This window comes from Salmonella sp. FC25216, assembly GCF_057751355.1.
The window spans coordinates 199,012-215,650 of sequence record NZ_JBDGON010000006.1; the positions used below are offsets into that span (position 1 = coordinate 199,012).

The following is a 16,639-nucleotide window of genomic DNA, read 5'->3' on the forward strand; positions in this document are numbered from 1 at the left end:
TCCCCGGTTTCTGAATTAAAAAGCTAAAGCTTACAGTACCAGCGCCGCGATAGAGGCGGACAGTACGCTCACCAGCGTAGAACCGTAAACCAGTTTCAGACCAAAACGGGAAACCACGTTGCCTTGCTCTTCGTTCAGGCCTTTAATCGCGCCCGCGATAATACCGATGGAAGAGAAGTTCGCGAAGGATACCAGGAAGACAGAGATAATGCCTTCAGCGCGCGGAGAGAGGGTGGAGGCGATTTTTTGCAGATCCATCATCGCCACGAATTCGTTGGAAACCAGTTTGGTCGCCATGATACTTCCTACCTGCAGCGCTTCACTGGAAGGTACGCCCATCACCCACGCGACCGGGTAGAAGATGTAGCCCAGAATGCCCTGGAAGGAGATGCTATAGCCGAACCAACCGGTAACCGTTGCGAACAGCGCGTTCAGCGCCGCGATCAGCGCGATAAAGCCGATCAGCATCGCTGCGACGATAATCGCCACTTTAAAACCTGCCAGAATGTACTCGCCCAGCATTTCGAAGAAACTTTGGCCTTCATGCAGGTTCGACATCTGAATATTTTCTTCGCTGGCATCCACGCGGTACGGGTTGATCAGCGACAGAACGATAAAGGTGCTGAACATGTTCAGAACCAGCGCAGCGACCACATATTTAGGGGCCAGCATCGTCATGTACGCGCCCACAATAGACATGGAAACGGTAGACATTGCGGTCGCCGCCATGGTGTACATGCGGTTACGGGACATTTTGCTGAGGATATCTTTATAAGCGATAAAGTTCTCGGACTGGCCCAGGATCAGCGAGCTGACGGCGTTAAAAGACTCCAGTTTGCCCATACCGTTTACTTTGGACAACAGGAAACCAATAGCGCGGATGACCACTGGCAGAACGCGGATATGCTGGAGAATACCGATCAACGCGGAAATAAAGACGATCGGGCACAATACTTTCAGGAAGAAAAACGCCAAACCTTGATCGTTCATACTGCCGAAGACGAAGTTTGTCCCTTCGTTGGCAAATCCGAGCAGTTTTTCAAACATCTCGGAGAAACCTTTTACGAAGCCAAGGCCAACATCAGAGTTCAGGAAGAACCAGGCCAGTAACACTTCGATAACGAGTAACTGAATGACGTAACGAATGCGAATCTTTTTACGGTCGCTGCTAACCAGCAGTGCGAGTACCGCAACAACGGCAAGCGCCAGGACAAAATGAAGGACGCGGTCCATATTTGCTCCAAATATGAGGCAGGTTTAATTTTCGTGCACATTCTATGCAACAGCCGTAAAGAAAACGAGATCCAACACACACTATAATAAGGACCTGTGACGAGATTCAAAATTAGTGATCTGTAATACACTTTTACTGTGCTGAATATGAAAATGAAAAGTTATATCAGTGTGCTAATCTTGTAATGTTAAGCCAAAGTGTTCTGATACAGGTCGTCATCGTATCGGTCTATCGTTTCACACTATCAAAGTAATCACCCGTACCCATTGAAATGCACTTGATAATCATTATCAATGAACATAGCATGAAACATAGCAAAGGCTATGTTTTTGAGGCAAAAGATGACTGACAATCGCGTAGAGAATAGCAGCGGACGGGCGGCGCGCAAGCTAAGGCTCGCATTAATGGGACCTGCGTTCATTGCCGCGATTGGTTATATCGATCCCGGTAACTTCGCGACCAATATTCAGGCTGGTGCCAGCTTTGGCTATCAGCTACTCTGGGTGGTGGTTTGGGCGAACCTGATGGCAATGCTGATTCAAATCCTCTCGGCAAAGCTCGGGATCGCCACGGGCAAGAATCTGGCGGAGCAAATTCGCGACCATTATCCGCGCCCGGTGGTCTGGTTTTACTGGGTGCAGGCGGAAATCATCGCGATGGCCACCGATTTAGCTGAGTTTATCGGCGCGGCAATTGGTTTTAAGCTGATCCTGGGCGTCTCTTTATTACAGGGCGCGGTATTGACGGGTATCGCGACGTTTCTGATTTTAATGTTACAGCGCCGCGGTCAAAAACCGCTTGAAAAAGTCATCGGCGGTTTACTGCTTTTTGTCGCCGCCGCTTACATAGTGGAGCTGTTTTTCTCTCAGCCTGATATGGCGCAGCTCGGCAAAGGAATGGTTATCCCGGCGCTACCGAATTCGGAAGCCGTATTCTTAGCCGCCGGCGTGCTTGGCGCGACGATTATGCCGCACGTGATTTATTTGCACTCTTCATTAACGCAGCATCTGCATGGCGGAACGCGGCAACAGCGATATTCAGCAACGAAATGGGATGTTGCTATAGCCATGACGATTGCCGGTTTTGTCAATCTGGCAATGATGGCAACCGCCGCTGCGGCGTTTCATTTTAGCGGGCACACCGGCATCGCCGATCTCGATCAGGCATACCTGACGCTGGAACCGTTGCTTAGCCATGCGGCGGCAACGGTGTTTGGTCTTAGTCTGGTAGCGGCAGGGCTTTCCTCCACCGTGGTAGGAACTCTGGCGGGGCAGGTGGTGATGCAAGGGTTTGTCCGTTTTCACATTCCGCTGTGGGTACGGCGTTTTATTACCATGCTGCCCTCATTTATTGTGATTTTGATGGGGCTTGACCCTACCCGAATTCTGGTGATGAGCCAGGTGCTGCTGAGTTTTGGTATTGCGCTGGCGCTGGTGCCGCTACTGATTTTCACCAGTAACCCCACGCTAATGGGCGAGCTGGTGAATACGCGGCGGGTAAAACAGATTGGCTGGATGATTGTCGTGCTGGTCGTCGCCCTGAATATCTGGTTGCTGGTTGGAACGGTGATGGGGTTGTCATAGGAGATCAAAAGATAGCAGGCCCGATGCGTTGGCGTCATCGGGCTGTCATTCAGCAGGAGGCTTAGTGGTGATGCTTGTGACCCCGGCCTCGCCCGCGATGATCGTCGCGATCGCGCCAGCCTTCCCGATAACCGCGTTCATACGCTTTACGCTTATCCCAGCCGCGATGATAGCCGTTGTCATGGCGCCACCAGCGATTTTTACGCCATTCATAATGGTTGTGCCAGTAATCCCGGTCGCGCCAGCGACCGCCGTCCCAGTAGTTACCGTAATCATCGCGATCGCCAATTTGTAATTTTATTGAGGGCAACAGGGTGATTTCGCCCGCATTCGCGGCAAGCGGTGTAAAAGCCAACAAGGCTGCCGCCAGAATCAGTGACCTGAACATACTTTCTCTCCTTCACGATCGAGCCGTAGCCGGCCTGTTAATGCAATATTACGAAGCAGTAAAGCTTTGTTTCATCGCCTTAACTCTTAAATCATGAAGGAGAGCATTTTTTGCTAAAGTCGCGTGTTCAGGATAGCGTCAATTTCTGCACATTCCGTTGCTGAAAAACGGCGATTTGCCAGCATTCCTACGGCATCTTCGATTTGTGACGGTTTGCTGGCGCCAATCAGCACCGAGGTAACGTTATCGTTACGCAGTACCCAGGCGAGCGCCATCTGAGACAATTTTTGGCCCCGTCGCGCAGCCAGTTCATTCAACTGGCGAACTTTTTCCAGCTTGTCGGCGGTAATCTGTTCTGGTTTAAGGAAACGGCTTCCGCTCGCCGCGCGGGAATCTTCCGGAATGCCATTCAGATAACGGTCAGTGAGCTGTCCGCCCGCCAGCGGCGAGAACGCAATACTGCCGACGCCCTTTTCCTGTAACAGCGCCAGTAATCCGTCCTCCACCCAACGCTCAAAAAGCGAATATTTAGGTTGATGAATCAGGCAAGGCGTGCCGAGATCCTCGAGAATATCGATAGCTTGTCTCGCCAGATCGGCAGGATAGTTAGAGATCCCCACGTACAACGCTTTGCCCTGGCGGACAAGGTGATCCAACGCTTTCATCGTCTCTTTAAGCGGCGTTTCGGGATCGGGGCGATGGTGATAAAAGATATCGACATACTCCAGCCCCATACGTTTCAGGCTTTGATCGAGGCTGGCGATAAGATACTTCCGTGAGCCCCAGTCACCATAAGGGCCATCCCACATGGTGTAGCCCGCTTTGGTGGAGATGACCAATTCATCGCGCCACGGTAAAAAATCTTCCTGCAGAATGCGGCCAAAATTACATTCTGCGGAGCCCGGCGGCGGGCCATAATTATTGGCGAGATCAAAATGGGTAATGCCCAGATCGAACGCACATTGCAGCAGCGCCCGGCTGTTTTCTACCCGTGTCGCATCGCCGAAGTTGTGCCATAACCCCAGCGAAATGGCGGGAAGTTTGACGCCACTGCGTCCGCAGCGACGATATTCCATTGTGTGATAACGATTCTCATCGGGCTGATAAACCATGACCTTTCCCCCTGTGACGTGAATAAATAGTGTATACGGTTACACTCGCCAGGAGGTATTCGGATTTTACTGTTCGCTACTGTAAACATTGTTTTCCAGACTTTCATGCCCGTCGTGCTGGACAGCCATCAGCGTTCCTTAATACTCAACATAATGTTAACGTCAAAAGGAACGCTGTCATGCAAAACCCCTACACCGTGGCCGACTATTTGCTGGACAGACTGGCAGGATGCGGCATTGGCCATCTTTTTGGCGTACCGGGCGATTATAACTTGCAGTTTCTTGACCATGTGATTGACCACCCGACCCTGCGTTGGGTGGGATGCGCCAATGAGCTGAACGCCGCTTATGCTGCGGACGGTTATGCGCGCATGTCGGGCGCTGGTGCGCTACTCACCACCTTTGGCGTGGGAGAACTTAGCGCTATTAACGGTATCGCGGGCAGTTACGCGGAATATGTACCGGTCTTGCATATTGTCGGCGCGCCCTGTAGCGCTGCGCAGCAGCGTGGCGAATTGATGCACCACACCCTCGGTGACGGCGATTTTCGTCATTTTTATCGCATGAGTCAGGCGATATCTGCCGCCAGCGCAATATTGGATGAGCAGAATGCCTGTTTCGAGATTGACCGCGTATTGGGTGAAATGCTTGCCGCACGCAGGCCTGGATACATCATGTTGCCCGCCGACGTGGCGAAAAAAACGGCCACCCCGCCTACGGAGGCGCTGACGTTGCCCGCGCATGAAACGCAAAGTGGCGTGGAGACGGCATTTCGTTACCACGCCCGTCAGTGCCTGATGAACAGTCGGCGCATTGCGCTATTGGCCGACTTTCTTGCCGGGCGCTTTGGTTTACGGCCTCTGTTGCAGCGCTGGATGGCGGAAACGCCCATCGCCCATGCGACACTACTGATGGGGAAAGGGCTTTTTGATGAACAGCACCCGAACTTCGTTGGCACCTACAGCGCTGGCGCCAGCAGCAAAGAGGTGCGTCAGGCCATAGAGGACGCCGACAGGGTTATCTGCGTCGGCACCCGTTTTGTCGATACCCTTACTGCCGGATTTACCCAACAATTGCCGGCGGAACGCACGCTGGAGATTCAGCCTTACGCGTCGCGCATCGGCGAAACCTGGTTCAACCTCCCGATGGTGCAGGCGGTGTCTACGCTGCGCGAACTGTGCCTTGAATGCGCTTTTGCACCGCCGACGCCGCGTTCCGCCGGACAGCCTGTGCGGATTGATAAGGGAGAACTGACCCAGGAAAACTTCTGGCAAACCTTACAGCAGTATCTCAAACCTGGCGATATTCTCCTTGTTGACCAGGGCACCGCTGCCTTTGGCGCTGCCGCGCTGTCGCTTCCGGATGGTGCGGAAGTTGTGGTACAGCCGCTGTGGGGATCTATCGGCTATTCCTTGCCCGCCGCGTTTGGCGCACAAACCGCCTGCCCCGATCGGCGGGTGATTCTGATTATCGGCGATGGCGCGGCGCAGCTCACGATTCAGGAGATGGGCTCGATGTTACGCGACGGGCAGACGCCACTCATCCTGCTGCTCAACAATGACGGCTATACCGTAGAGCGCGCCATTCACGGCGCGGCCCAGCGGTATAATGACATCGCGAGCTGGAACTGGACGCAGATACCACAGGCGCTAAACGCGGCGCAACAGGCGGAGTGCTGGCGGGTGACGCAGGCTATTCAACTGGCAGAGGTCCTCGAACGGCTGGTGCGCCCACAACGTTTGTCATTTATTGAAGTGATGTTGCCAAAAGCCGATCTGCCGGAATTACTGCGTACCGTGACCCGGGCGCTGGAAGCCCGCAACGGGGGATAATGGCCCCCGCTGCGCCGGATTAGGGGTCGTGACGGTTGGCGGCCAGCAACGGTTTTCCCGCCAGCAATAGCCAGGCGGGGAGCATCACAATGCAGAGCAGCGGCAGTAGATTGGTATCTGGTACGACGACAGCAGCCATAAACAGACTGAGCCAGCCGTCGCGCGTCACCACCAGCACTAAGCCAAGAATCGCACAGGAGACGGTAATCGCCGCGGGCACGGTCTCAACATGGGCATGGAGCATGAGTCCCAGCGCCGCGCCGATAAACACGGCCGGAAAAATGCGCCCGCCGCGAAAGCCGCTCGCCGCCGCGATGACCAGCGCGGCGAGTTTGACAATGGCTAAGGTAAAATAATCTCCCGCGCCCAGCGTCTGGCTAAACGCCATTTGTTGCATTTCGTCCAGTCCTTTAAACAGGGTAAGCGGCCCGCCAATAACGCCCAGGATACCCAGTATAAAACCGCCAATACCGAGAATCAGGACCGGATTTTTCAGCCGGTGCAGTAACTCATGCAGACGCGGAAGGCACCAGACGGCGACCATCCCTGCGGCAATGGCGATCGCCGCGACGATCGCTCCGCTGGCAATGTCCATCAGTCGCATCTGCGTGTAATGGGCGATGGGTAACGAAAAATGCGGATGAAAGAACAGGCTGGTAGTGAGTGACCCCGCCGCTGCCGCCATTAACGGCGCAAACAGGCGATCCCACATGGGAACATCGTTAGAGCCGCTAAGCGTTTGCGAAAAAATCAGCGCCGCGGCGACGGGCGTGCCGAACAGCGCGCCGATGGTACCGGCCGAGGCCAGAATCGTCCAGTCTAACGCCGTGATACGCGGAAACAGGCGGGAGCCGAAAGCCACCGCCAGCGCGATATTTATTGTCATTATCGGATGCTCCGGCCCCAGGCTTACGCCACCGGCAAGGCCGATGATTAAGGCGAGAAGCAATCCGGGCAGCGCAGATGGCGAGATCGGCATACTGATTAACGGCTCAATGGCCGGATCGGGGCCAGCGTGTCCTGGACTATAACGGATAATCAAACCCACCACGATCCCGGTTAGCGTGAGCATACCCACTATCCAGAACGGCGAATCATAAGCGATTCCGATGCTGGCGGGCAGCCGTTGCCAAAGAAATTGCTGAAAAACTGACGCGACTTTCATCGCGGCGATTAAAACCAGGCTTGACGCTACGCCAATAATCAGTGCAGGGAGCGACAGCAGCAGCATCGTTCGGGCACGCGGGTGGAACATAATCTCTTCCTTACACGGGGTCGTATACCTATTTTGCACAGCCTGCCCGACGGCATTGCTGCAATTGGTGCTGAAACAAGAAAGTAATTCTGTGATGAAGATCTATATTTATAGGCAGTCAGCCTGATGGCCGTTGTTGTTATGCCCCCATGAATTTACAGTGTGACAAAGACTTATTTTGACTTTAGCGGAGCAGTAGAAGAATGACAAAGTATGCTTTAGTAGGAGATGTAGGCGGCACGAATGCGCGTCTTGCCCTGTGTGATATCGCCAGTGGAGAAATCTCGCAGGCCAAAACGTATTCCGGTCTGGACTATCCCAGCCTTGAGGTTGTGGTGCGCGTTTACCTCGATGAGCATAGCGTCAGCGTGGAAGATGGTTGTATCGCCATAGCCTGTCCGATTACCGGCGACTGGGTGGCGATGACAAACCATACCTGGGCTTTTTCTATTGCGGAAATGAAAAAAAATCTCGGCTTTAGTCATCTGGAAATCATCAACGATTTCACCGCCGTGTCGATGGCGATCCCGATGCTGAAAAAAGAGCATTTAATTCAGTTCGGCGGCGGCGAACCGATAGACGGCAAACCCATTGCGGTGTATGGCGCGGGAACCGGGCTGGGCGTGGCGCATCTGGTACATGTGGATAAGCGCTGGATTAGCCTTCCGGGCGAAGGCGGGCATGTCGATTTTGCGCCTAACAGCGAAGAAGAAGCCATGATTCTGGAAATACTGCGCGCCGAAATTGGTCACGTTTCCGCCGAGCGCGTGTTGTCTGGCCCGGGGCTGGTGAATCTTTACCGGGCGATTGTTAAGTCCGATAACCGTCTGCCGGAAAATTTGCGCCCGAAAGATATTACCGCGCGCGCCCTGGCGGATAGTTGTATCGATTGTCGCCGCGCGTTGTCGCTCTTTTGCGTCATTATGGGACGATTTGGCGGCGATCTGGCGTTAACCATGGGGACATTTGGCGGCGTTTATATCGCTGGCGGCATTGTCCCGCGTTTCCTGGAGTTTTTTAAAGCGTCTGGCTTCCGTGGTGGTTTTGAAGATAAAGGCCGCTTTAAAGATTATGTACACGGTATTCCGGTCTATCTGATTGTCCATGATAATCCCGGCTTGTTAGGCTCCGGCGCGCATCTGCGTCAGACACTAGGCCATATTCTATAAGCCTGATGGGTCTCGCCGGATGGCGGCGTAACCGCCTTATCTGGCCTACAAAAGCGTGTCATCTGTAGGCCTGATAAGCGCAGCGCCATCAAGCAATTAAGAATTCTATTATCAGTCTCCAAACCGCGTTTCTCACGCGGTTTTTTTTCGCCTGTTACATGCCATGCCGACACGCGTCACATTTCTGCTTAGCGGAATTATTTATCCAGTAAAAGCATTATTCATCTGGTAACAATCGTAGGCTTCTCACCGTCATAATTTCACTCGTTAACTATTACGAGGAAAACGTTATGACTAAAAAACTGATTGCCGTTTGCGCGTGTCCGATGGGGCTGGCTCACACCTTTATGGCGGCGCAGGCGCTGGAAGAGGCCGCGGTAGAAGCGGGATACGAAGTCAAAATCGAAACCCAGGGCGCTGATGGTATTCAAAACCGTCTCACGGCGCAGGACATTGCCGAAGCGACGTTAATTATCCATTCCGTAGCAATAACGCCGGAAGATAACGAGCGTTTTGAATCTCGCGACGTATACGAGATAACGCTTCAGGATGCCATTAAAAATGCCGCGGGCATTATCAAAGAAATTGAAGCGATGATTGCCGCCGATCAACGGTAATGCTCGATAGGGATACTGATATGGCCATTAAAAAACGCAGTGCGACTGTTGTGCCCGGCGCATCCGGTGCGGCAGCGACAATTAAAAAAACCGAGGCCTCCCGCAACAGTTTTTGGGGCGAGTTACCGCAGCACATCATGTCCGGTATTTCGCGTATGGTGCCGACGTTAATTATGGGCGGGGTGATCCTCGCTTTCTCGCAGTTGATTGCCTATAGCTGGCTGGAAATTCCCGCCGATACCGGCATCCTGGACGCGTTGAACAGCGGTAAATTCGCTGGTTTTAACCTCTCCTTATTGAAGTTTGCCTGGCTATCGCAATCTTTCGGCGGCGTGTTGTTTGGTTTCGCCATCCCCATGTTCGCCGCTTTTGTGGCGAACTCTATCGGCGGCAAACTGGCGTTTCCGGCCGGTTTTATCGGCGGTTTGATGTCCACTCAGCCAACGCAGGTGCTGAATTTTGATCCGGCCAGCCTGCATTGGGTGACTGCCGCGCCAGTCCCGTCAACCTTTATCGGCGCGCTGATTATTTCTATCGTCGCGGGATATCTGGTGAAGTGGATGAACCAAAAAATCCAGTTGCCTGACTTTCTGCTGGCCTTTAAGACCACCTTTTTGCTGCCGATTCTCTCCGCCATTTTTGTGATGCTGGCGATGTACTACGTGATTACGCCCTTTGGCGGCTGGATCAATGGCGGAATTCGCACGTTACTCACCGCGGCGGGTGAAAAGGGGGCATTAATGTACGCGATGGGAATCGCCGCCGCGACTGCCATCGACCTCGGCGGCCCTATTAACAAAGCCGCAGGATTTGTTGCCTTCAGTTTTACCACTGACCATGTGTTGCCGGTGACGGCGCGTTCCATCGCGATTGTCATCCCGCCGATTGGTCTGGGGCTGGCGACACTGCTCGACCGTCGTCTGACCGGTAAACGTCTGTTCAGCGCGCAGCTTTATCCGCAGGGTAAAACGGCGATGTTCCTGGCATTTATGGGGATCAGCGAAGGGGCGATTCCATTTGCGCTGGAAAGCCCGATCACCGCCATCCCGTCTTACATGGTCGGCGCCATCGTGGGTTCGACGTTCGCCGTCTGGCTGGGCGCGGTGCAATGGTTCCCTGAGTCGGCAATCTGGGCGTGGCCGCTGGTAAGCCATCTCGGCGTCTATATCGCGGGCATTTTACTGGGCGCGGTCATTACGGCGCTGATGGTGGTCTTCTTGCGCCATATGATGTACCGCCGGGGTAAATTGCTGATTGAAAGCCTGTGAAATAAGGACCGATAACATGACGCGACTGACATCGCTTCGCCAATGGCTCACCGAGCGCCAATTAGATGCGGTACTGATCTCCTCACGCCCGAACAAGCAGCCGTATCTGGGCATTTCCAGCAGCTCAGGATTTGTCCTGATCAGCCGCCAACATGCGCATATTATGGTTGATGCCCGTTATTACGCCGATGTGAAAGCGCGTGCAAACGGATATTGCATACATCTGCTCGGCGGGCAACAGACGCTGACGTCACTGGTGAATCAGATTATCGCTGCGGAAAATCTGCAAACGGTCGGCTTTGAAGGCGCGCAGGTCAGTTGGGAGACGGCGCGTCGCTGGCAGACGGAACAGCGGGCAACCATGATCAGCGTCTCCATTGACGTGCTGCGGCGTATTAAAACGGCGATGGAAATCGACCGTATTCGTGAAGCGTGTCGCATTGCTGATGCGGGGGCGGAACACATTCGCCGCTTTATCGCGCCAGGCCAGAGCGAGCGGGAAATCGCCGCTGAACTGGAGTGGTTTATGCGCCAGCGCGGCGCGGAGAAAGCCTCCTTCGATACGATTATTGCCAGCGGCTGGCGCGGCGCGCTGCCGCACGGTAAAGCCAGCGATAAAATCGTGGCGGCGGGGGAATGGATAACTCTCGATTTCGGCGCGCTGTATCAGGGATATTGTTCCGATATGACCCGAACTTTTCTGGTGCCCGGCGCGGGCGCGCCGCAGGAGCATCCGCTGTTTCCCGTCTATCACATTGTCCTTGAGGCGCAGCTTGCCGCCATTGCGGCTATTCGTCCTGGCGCGCGCTGTCTGACGGTGGATGCCGCCGCGCGCGACGTTATCGACCGGGCGGGATATGGCGAGTTTTTCGTCCATAACACCGGCCATTCTATCGGCATTGAGGTACATGAAGATCCACGCTTTTCGCCTGATGACCACACAGTACTCGCACCGGGAATGTTACTGACCGTGGAGCCGGGCATTTATCTGCCGGAGCAGGGCGGGGTACGCATCGAAGATGTTGTACTGGTCACGCCGGAAGGCGCGGAAGTGCTCTATTCCATGCCGAAAACCGTATTACTGACAGGAGCCGCATGATGGATTTATCGCTACTGAAAGCGCTGTGCGAGGCGGATGCGATCGCCGCGTCAGAACAGGAGGTTCGCCAGATCTTACTCGACGAAGCGGATCGCCTGCATAAAGAGGTGCGCTTCGATGGCTTAGGATCGGTATTGATCCGGCTTAATGCCTCGGATGGCCCGAAAGTCATGATCTGCGCGCACATGGATGAAGTGGGATTTATGGTGCGCAGTATCTCCGGCGAAGGGGCAATTGACGTACTGCCGGTGGGCAATGTACGGATGGCGGCGCGTCAGCTCCAGCCGGTGCGCATCACCACGCGGGAAGAGTGCAAAATCCCCGGCCTGCTTGACGGCGAGCGCAGCGGTAATGAGGTGAGCGGACTGCGGGTCGATATCGGCGCGCGTTCTTATGACGAGGTGATACAGGCGGGGATTCGTCCCGGCGATCGCGTGACCTTTGATAGCGCGTTTCAGGTGTTGCCGCATCAGCGGGTGATGGGTAAAGCCTTTGATGATCGGCTCGGTTGCTATCTGTTGATAGCGTTGCTGCGTGAATGGCACGATGTGGAATTACCGACGGAAATCTGGCTGGCGGCCAGCTCCAGCGAAGAGGTGGGATTACGCGGAGGTCAAACGGCGGCCCGCGTCGTTGCGCCGGATTTAGCCATCGTACTGGATACCGCCTGTTGGGCGAAAAATTTTGATTATGGCGCGGCAAATCATCGGCAAATCGGTAAGGGACCGATGCTGGTGCTGAGCGATAAATCGCTGATTGCGCCGTCAAAACTAACCGCCTGGATTGAGAGCATCGCAGCGCAAGCGGGAATACCGCTACAGTTGGATATGTTCAGCAACGGCGGAACGGACGGCGGGGCGGTGCATCTTAGCGGAACGGGCATCCCGACGGTGGTGCTTGGTCCGGCAACCCGCCACGGACATTGCGCCGCCTCGATTGCCGACTGTCGCGACATTCTGCAAACGCAGCAGTTGCTGTCGGCGCTGATTACCGGTTTTACGCGCGATACTGTGGCTCACCTGATGGATTTCAGGTGCTGATTTCGCGCTAAAGGAGTAGTTATGTTAACGATTGAATTTCTCTGCCCGCTACCTAACGGTATTCATGCGCGTCCCGCGTGGGAGCTGAAAGAACAGTGCAGCCAGTGGCAAAGTGACATCACTTTTATTAATCATCGCCAGAATACGCGGGCGGATGCGAAAAGTTCGCTGGCGCTTATTGGCACCAGTACGCTGTTCAATGATAGCTGCGTTCTGAATATTAGCGGGCGTGACGAAGAACAGGCTAAGCGATCGCTGGAGGCCTGGCTTGCGCACCATTTTATCGACAGCGATAGCGTTCAGCCGGGGCCTGCTGAACTGGCGACGCATCCGCTGCCGCGATCTCTGCTTCGCCTGAACCCGGATTTGCTGTACGGCGATGTGCTGGCAAGCGGCGTGGGCGAGGGGATTCTGACGCCGTGGCAGAGCGATAATCTGGAGGGCTACCGTACTATTCCTGCGAGCGCTGAAGATCTTACCCGTCTTGAAAATAGCCTGGCGACGCTGGCGGAACAGCTTAATCAACAGCTTCGCGAGCGTGACGGCGAGAGTAAGACCATTTTAAGCGCTCATCTGTCGCTGATTCAGGATGATGAGTTTGTGGGTAACATTCGCCGCTTAATGGTTGAACGCCATCTGGCGCTGGGAGCGGCGATTATTGCTAATATGGAGCAGGTTTGTAGCCAGCTTTCGGCCTCGGCAAGCGATTATCTGCGCGAGCGGGTGAGCGATATTCGCGATATCACCGAGCGGTTGTTGCACATTACCTGGCCTGAAAAACAGCCGCGTAATGCGCTGGTGCTAACGCGTCCTACCATTCTGGTGGCGGAAGACTTAACGCCCAGCCAGTTTTTAAGCCTCGATTTACAGTATCTGTCCGGCATGATCCTGGAAAAGACCGGGCGGACGTCACATACTTTGATTCTGGCGCGCGCCTCCGCGATCCCGGTGCTTAGCGGGCTCTCTGCCGAGGCCATTGGTCGTTATGCGACCCGGCCTGCGGTGCTGGACGCGCAGTGCGGCGTACTGGCGATTAGTCCGGATACCTCGGTGCGCGGCTATTATGCCGTGGCGCAGAAGCTGGCAGATAAACGGCAACAGCGGCAGGCGTGCGATGCGGCGTTGCTTGCCTGTACACAGGACAACCAGCGTATCGATATTGCGGCGAATATTGGCACCGCGCTGGAGGCCCCAGGCGCGTTTTCCAACGGCGCGGAAGGCATTGGCCTGTTTCGTACCGAAATGCTGTTTATGGATCGCGACAGCGCACCGGATGAGCAGGAGCAGTTTGAAGCCTACCAACAGGTTTTGCTGGCGGCGGACGAAAAGCCTGTGATTTTCCGCACCATGGATATTGGCGGCGATAAAAATATCCGCTACCTCAATATTCCGCAGGAAGAGAACCCTTTTCTTGGCTACCGTGCGGTGCGCATCTACCCTGAGTTTGCCGGACTTTTTCGCACCCAGCTTCGCGCAATTTTGCGGGCCGCTGTTTTCGGTCATGCGCAGTTGATGATTCCGATGGTGCATAGTCTTGACCAGATTTTATGGGTAAAAAGTGAGCTGAAAAAGGCGATTGCGGAGCTGAAAGGGGAAAGGCTACGTCACGCGCAGGATATTCCGTTGGGGATTATGGTTGAGGTGCCATCGGTCTGTTACATCATCGATCATTTCTGCGATGAGGTGGATTTCTTTAGCATCGGTTCGAACGATATGACGCAATATCTGTACGCGGTCGATCGTAATAATCCGCGCGTCTCGCCGCTGTATAACCCCATTACGCCATCGTTTTTACGCATGCTGCGGCAGATTATCCATGTTGCCCATGAGCGAGGTAAATGGGTCGGCATTTGCGGCGAACTGGGCGGAGAAAGCCGCTATTTACCACTACTTTTGGGACTGGGGCTGGATGAGCTAAGTATGAGCAGTCCACGTATCCCGGCGGTGAAAAGTCAGCTACGTCATCTGGACAGCCTGGCGTGTCAGGCGCTGGCAAGTCAGGCTTGCGAGTGCCGCAGCGCCCAGGAGATAGAAGCGCTACTGAATCAGTTCGCGCCGGAAAAAGAGGTGCGTCCGCTGTTGGCGCTGGAAAATATCTTTGTCGGCGAGCCGCTCAGTAATAAGGAACAGGTTATCCAGTTTCTGTGCGGTAATCTTGGCGTTAACGGGCGTACCGAACATCCGTTTGAACTGGAAGAGGATGTCTGGCAGCGTGAAGAGATTGTAACCACCGCCGTCGGTTTTGGCGTGGCGATCCCCCATACCAAATCGCAATGGATTCGCCACTCGTCGATCAGTATTGCGCGTCTCGCACAGCCCGTAGACTGGCAGTCGGAGATGGGTGACGTAGAGTTGGTGATTATGCTGACGCTTGGGGCGGATGAAGGGATAAATCATGTGAAGGTTTTTTCACAGCTCGCCCGTAAGCTGGTGAATAAAAACTTCCGTCAGTCGCTGTTTGCCGCCAATGATGCCGACAGTATTCTGGCGTTGCTGGAGGCGGAGTTAACGTTTTAGCATGGGCATGGGGTAACCGCCTGATGGCGCTGCGCTTATCAGGCCTACGCCGCGGGTGATGGTAGGCCGGATAAGGCGTTTACGCTCGCCATCGGGCGAGCGGTTTGTTACTGAAACCGCGCGCTGTAATCCCCTGGTGTCAGGCCAAACTGACGTCGGAACAGACGGCAAAAATAATCGCTATCCTGATACCCGCAACGCAGCGCGACTTCGTTAATTGGCAAGTGGTATTTCTGCAACATAATACGCGCTTTCGCCATTCGCACCCAGCGAACATACTCCACAAAACTCATTGTGCCATGTTGAGTAAATAGCCTGGACAGGTGGTTGGCGGTGATATTAAAGAACTGTGCAACGCTTTCTCTACTTAACGGCTGGGCGTAGTTATCCTGTACCCAATTACAGATACTGTGATAGAGAAACTCAGTGCGTGGACGGCAGATATCGGGGCGCGTATTCACCACGTTCCGGCACAAATGCAGGAGGCTGAGCACCAGCGGCTGAATAATATTTTGCTCCTGAGGCGAACGGCTTAAATGGGTAAGCGCGGTCAGCATTGCCTCGCCTTCGCCGCGTTGCAGGTGCGGCAATTCGATACGGCGCGTCGGACGTAAAAGCGATGCTGTACGATTTTCATAAAACGATAAACCCAGCCAGGAGGGCGCGAATACCAGACTAAGCAGCATTACCGGTTTGTCGCTAACCGCCAGGTTCGCCGCACGGGCAGGGATAAACAACATTTCGCCTTCCGTCAGCCAACGCTGCGTTTTTTCCAGTTGATTGCCATATTCTCCGCGCAGCACGATATCCAGCCGGGGCAGGTCGATACATAAGCTGCCGGAGGGCAAGGAGGGTGGTTGGCTGGCAAACCATACGCGTCCTAATCGGTGTGGGTTAAGTACCAGACCGCTAAACAGATCGGCAAAAAACTGTTGGTCTGCCGGTAAGTCTGTTTTTTTCATTGCCGTTCCTGTGCATGAATACTTCAACTGTCTGAATTATTTCACTTTACGCTTGCTGAGCGAAAGAGCAAACACCAGCGCGTTGAGTCATAACGTCATGGCGATCATCGAGGCGAAAACAGGGATTTATTTTACTGTACGTACCCGGTTCGCTGCCTTATTTACGGTTTCACCGCGTCAGATTGCCGGAAATGCTCCCTATTTTCCGGTAAATGTACCTGAAAAACGCTGCAATACGGCATGATTGAATAACATTATTGTTAATAAGAGATGTGATTAAAGAGGAAAAACCATAAAATCAAAAGGGGATTATTGAAGATAAGGTTTATTAACGGGAAATTCTCGTCGGCTACATCGCATCAGGTAACTCCTGTGATATCAGTTTGTTAATAAAATGGTTTGTTGAGTGCTATAACTGACAAGCTAAAAAGATGAATTTTTATTGTTGTTCCTCTTTTGCGCCGCTAAAAAATATTTTCATTATCCTCTCGACAGGAAGAAAATTTTCAGGCTATTTTCTAAAGGAGCCACCATCGTGGCCGCGTCGCTCGGACGGTCCGGGC

General features: G+C 54.0%; 14 protein-coding genes. 9 read left to right on the forward strand and 5 right to left on the reverse strand.

The genetic code is table 11. From position 1 onward, the window contains the following. Positions 1 to 30: 30 nt before the first annotated feature. On the reverse strand, positions 31 to 1,233 hold the full coding sequence (gene nupC, locus AC3G3F_RS14005; RefSeq protein WP_023247441.1) for a nucleoside permease NupC: 1,203 nt from the start codon (positions 1,231 to 1,233) through the stop codon (positions 31 to 33). A 305-nt stretch (positions 1,234 to 1,538) separates the two neighbouring features. Between nupC and AC3G3F_RS14010 the strand changes: the two genes are divergently transcribed. Then, positions 1,539 to 1,583, forward strand: a complete 45-nt coding sequence (locus tag AC3G3F_RS14010) for a hypothetical protein (RefSeq protein WP_418338175.1) — start codon at positions 1,539 to 1,541, stop codon at positions 1,581 to 1,583. After that, positions 1,576 to 2,817, forward strand: coding sequence for an Nramp family divalent metal transporter (locus AC3G3F_RS14015; RefSeq protein WP_063390669.1), 1,242 nt, complete (start codon positions 1,576 to 1,578; stop codon positions 2,815 to 2,817). Before AC3G3F_RS14010 ends, AC3G3F_RS14015 begins: the two co-directional genes overlap by 8 nt. A 61-nt stretch (positions 2,818 to 2,878) precedes the next feature. Here AC3G3F_RS14015 and ypeC read toward each other — a convergent pair whose 3' ends face one another. Beyond that, entirely contained in the window at positions 2,879 to 3,205 is a 327-nt protein-coding gene (gene ypeC / locus AC3G3F_RS14020) for a DUF2502 domain-containing protein YpeC (RefSeq protein ID WP_000490091.1), read from the reverse strand. Between the two features lie 113 nt (positions 3,206 to 3,318). Further along, positions 3,319 to 4,317, reverse strand: a complete 999-nt coding sequence (gene mgrA / locus AC3G3F_RS14025; RefSeq protein ID WP_488395187.1) for an L-glyceraldehyde 3-phosphate reductase — start codon at positions 4,315 to 4,317, stop codon at positions 3,319 to 3,321. Positions 4,318 to 4,496: 179 nt separating this feature from the next. Between mgrA and AC3G3F_RS14030 the strand changes: the two genes are divergently transcribed. Beyond that, on the forward strand, positions 4,497 to 6,149 hold the full coding sequence (locus tag AC3G3F_RS14030; protein ID WP_488395189.1) for an alpha-keto acid decarboxylase family protein: 1,653 nt from the start codon (positions 4,497 to 4,499) through the stop codon (positions 6,147 to 6,149). Between the two features lie 19 nt (positions 6,150 to 6,168). On the opposite strand, the gene AC3G3F_RS14035 is transcribed toward AC3G3F_RS14030, so the two are convergent. Continuing rightward, the gene (locus AC3G3F_RS14035) at positions 6,169 to 7,404 is read right to left on the reverse strand and encodes an ion channel protein (RefSeq protein WP_079813228.1); all 1,236 of its coding nucleotides are present in this window, start codon (positions 7,402 to 7,404) and stop codon (positions 6,169 to 6,171) included. Positions 7,405 to 7,607: 203 nt separating this feature from the next. Here AC3G3F_RS14035 and glk point away from each other — a divergent pair, with 203 nt between their 5' ends. From glk to ptsP, 6 genes are all read left to right on the forward strand, one after another. Then, positions 7,608 to 8,573 (forward strand): glucokinase, encoded by a 966-nt coding sequence (glk, locus tag AC3G3F_RS14040; protein WP_023247446.1) that lies wholly within the window; start codon positions 7,608 to 7,610, stop codon positions 8,571 to 8,573. Positions 8,574 to 8,863: 290 nt separating this feature from the next. Then, positions 8,864 to 9,190, forward strand: a complete 327-nt coding sequence (locus tag AC3G3F_RS14045) for a PTS fructose transporter subunit IIB (protein ID WP_023247447.1) — start codon at positions 8,864 to 8,866, stop codon at positions 9,188 to 9,190. A gap of 20 nt (positions 9,191 to 9,210) precedes the next feature. Next, the gene (locus AC3G3F_RS14050) at positions 9,211 to 10,458 is read left to right on the forward strand and encodes a PTS fructose transporter subunit IIC (RefSeq protein WP_053507791.1); all 1,248 of its coding nucleotides are present in this window, start codon (positions 9,211 to 9,213) and stop codon (positions 10,456 to 10,458) included. A 16-nt stretch (positions 10,459 to 10,474) separates the two neighbouring features. Continuing rightward, complete coding sequence (ypdF, locus tag AC3G3F_RS14055; RefSeq protein ID WP_488395191.1) at positions 10,475 to 11,557, forward strand: aminopeptidase; 1,083 nt, start codon at positions 10,475 to 10,477, stop codon at positions 11,555 to 11,557. Then, positions 11,557 to 12,597, forward strand: a complete 1,041-nt coding sequence (gene ypdE, locus AC3G3F_RS14060; protein ID WP_023247450.1) for an aminopeptidase — start codon at positions 11,557 to 11,559, stop codon at positions 12,595 to 12,597. Before ypdF ends, ypdE begins: the two co-directional genes overlap by 1 nt. Before the next feature lie 21 nt (positions 12,598 to 12,618). Further along, positions 12,619 to 15,114, forward strand: a complete 2,496-nt coding sequence (ptsP, locus tag AC3G3F_RS14065; protein ID WP_023247451.1) for a phosphoenolpyruvate--protein phosphotransferase — start codon at positions 12,619 to 12,621, stop codon at positions 15,112 to 15,114. A gap of 107 nt (positions 15,115 to 15,221) precedes the next feature. Here the strand turns inward: ptsP and AC3G3F_RS14070 are convergent, their stop codons facing one another. Continuing rightward, positions 15,222 to 16,076 (reverse strand): AraC family transcriptional regulator, encoded by an 855-nt coding sequence (locus AC3G3F_RS14070; protein WP_023247452.1) that lies wholly within the window; start codon positions 16,074 to 16,076, stop codon positions 15,222 to 15,224. Positions 16,077 to 16,639: the final 563 nt, after the last annotated feature.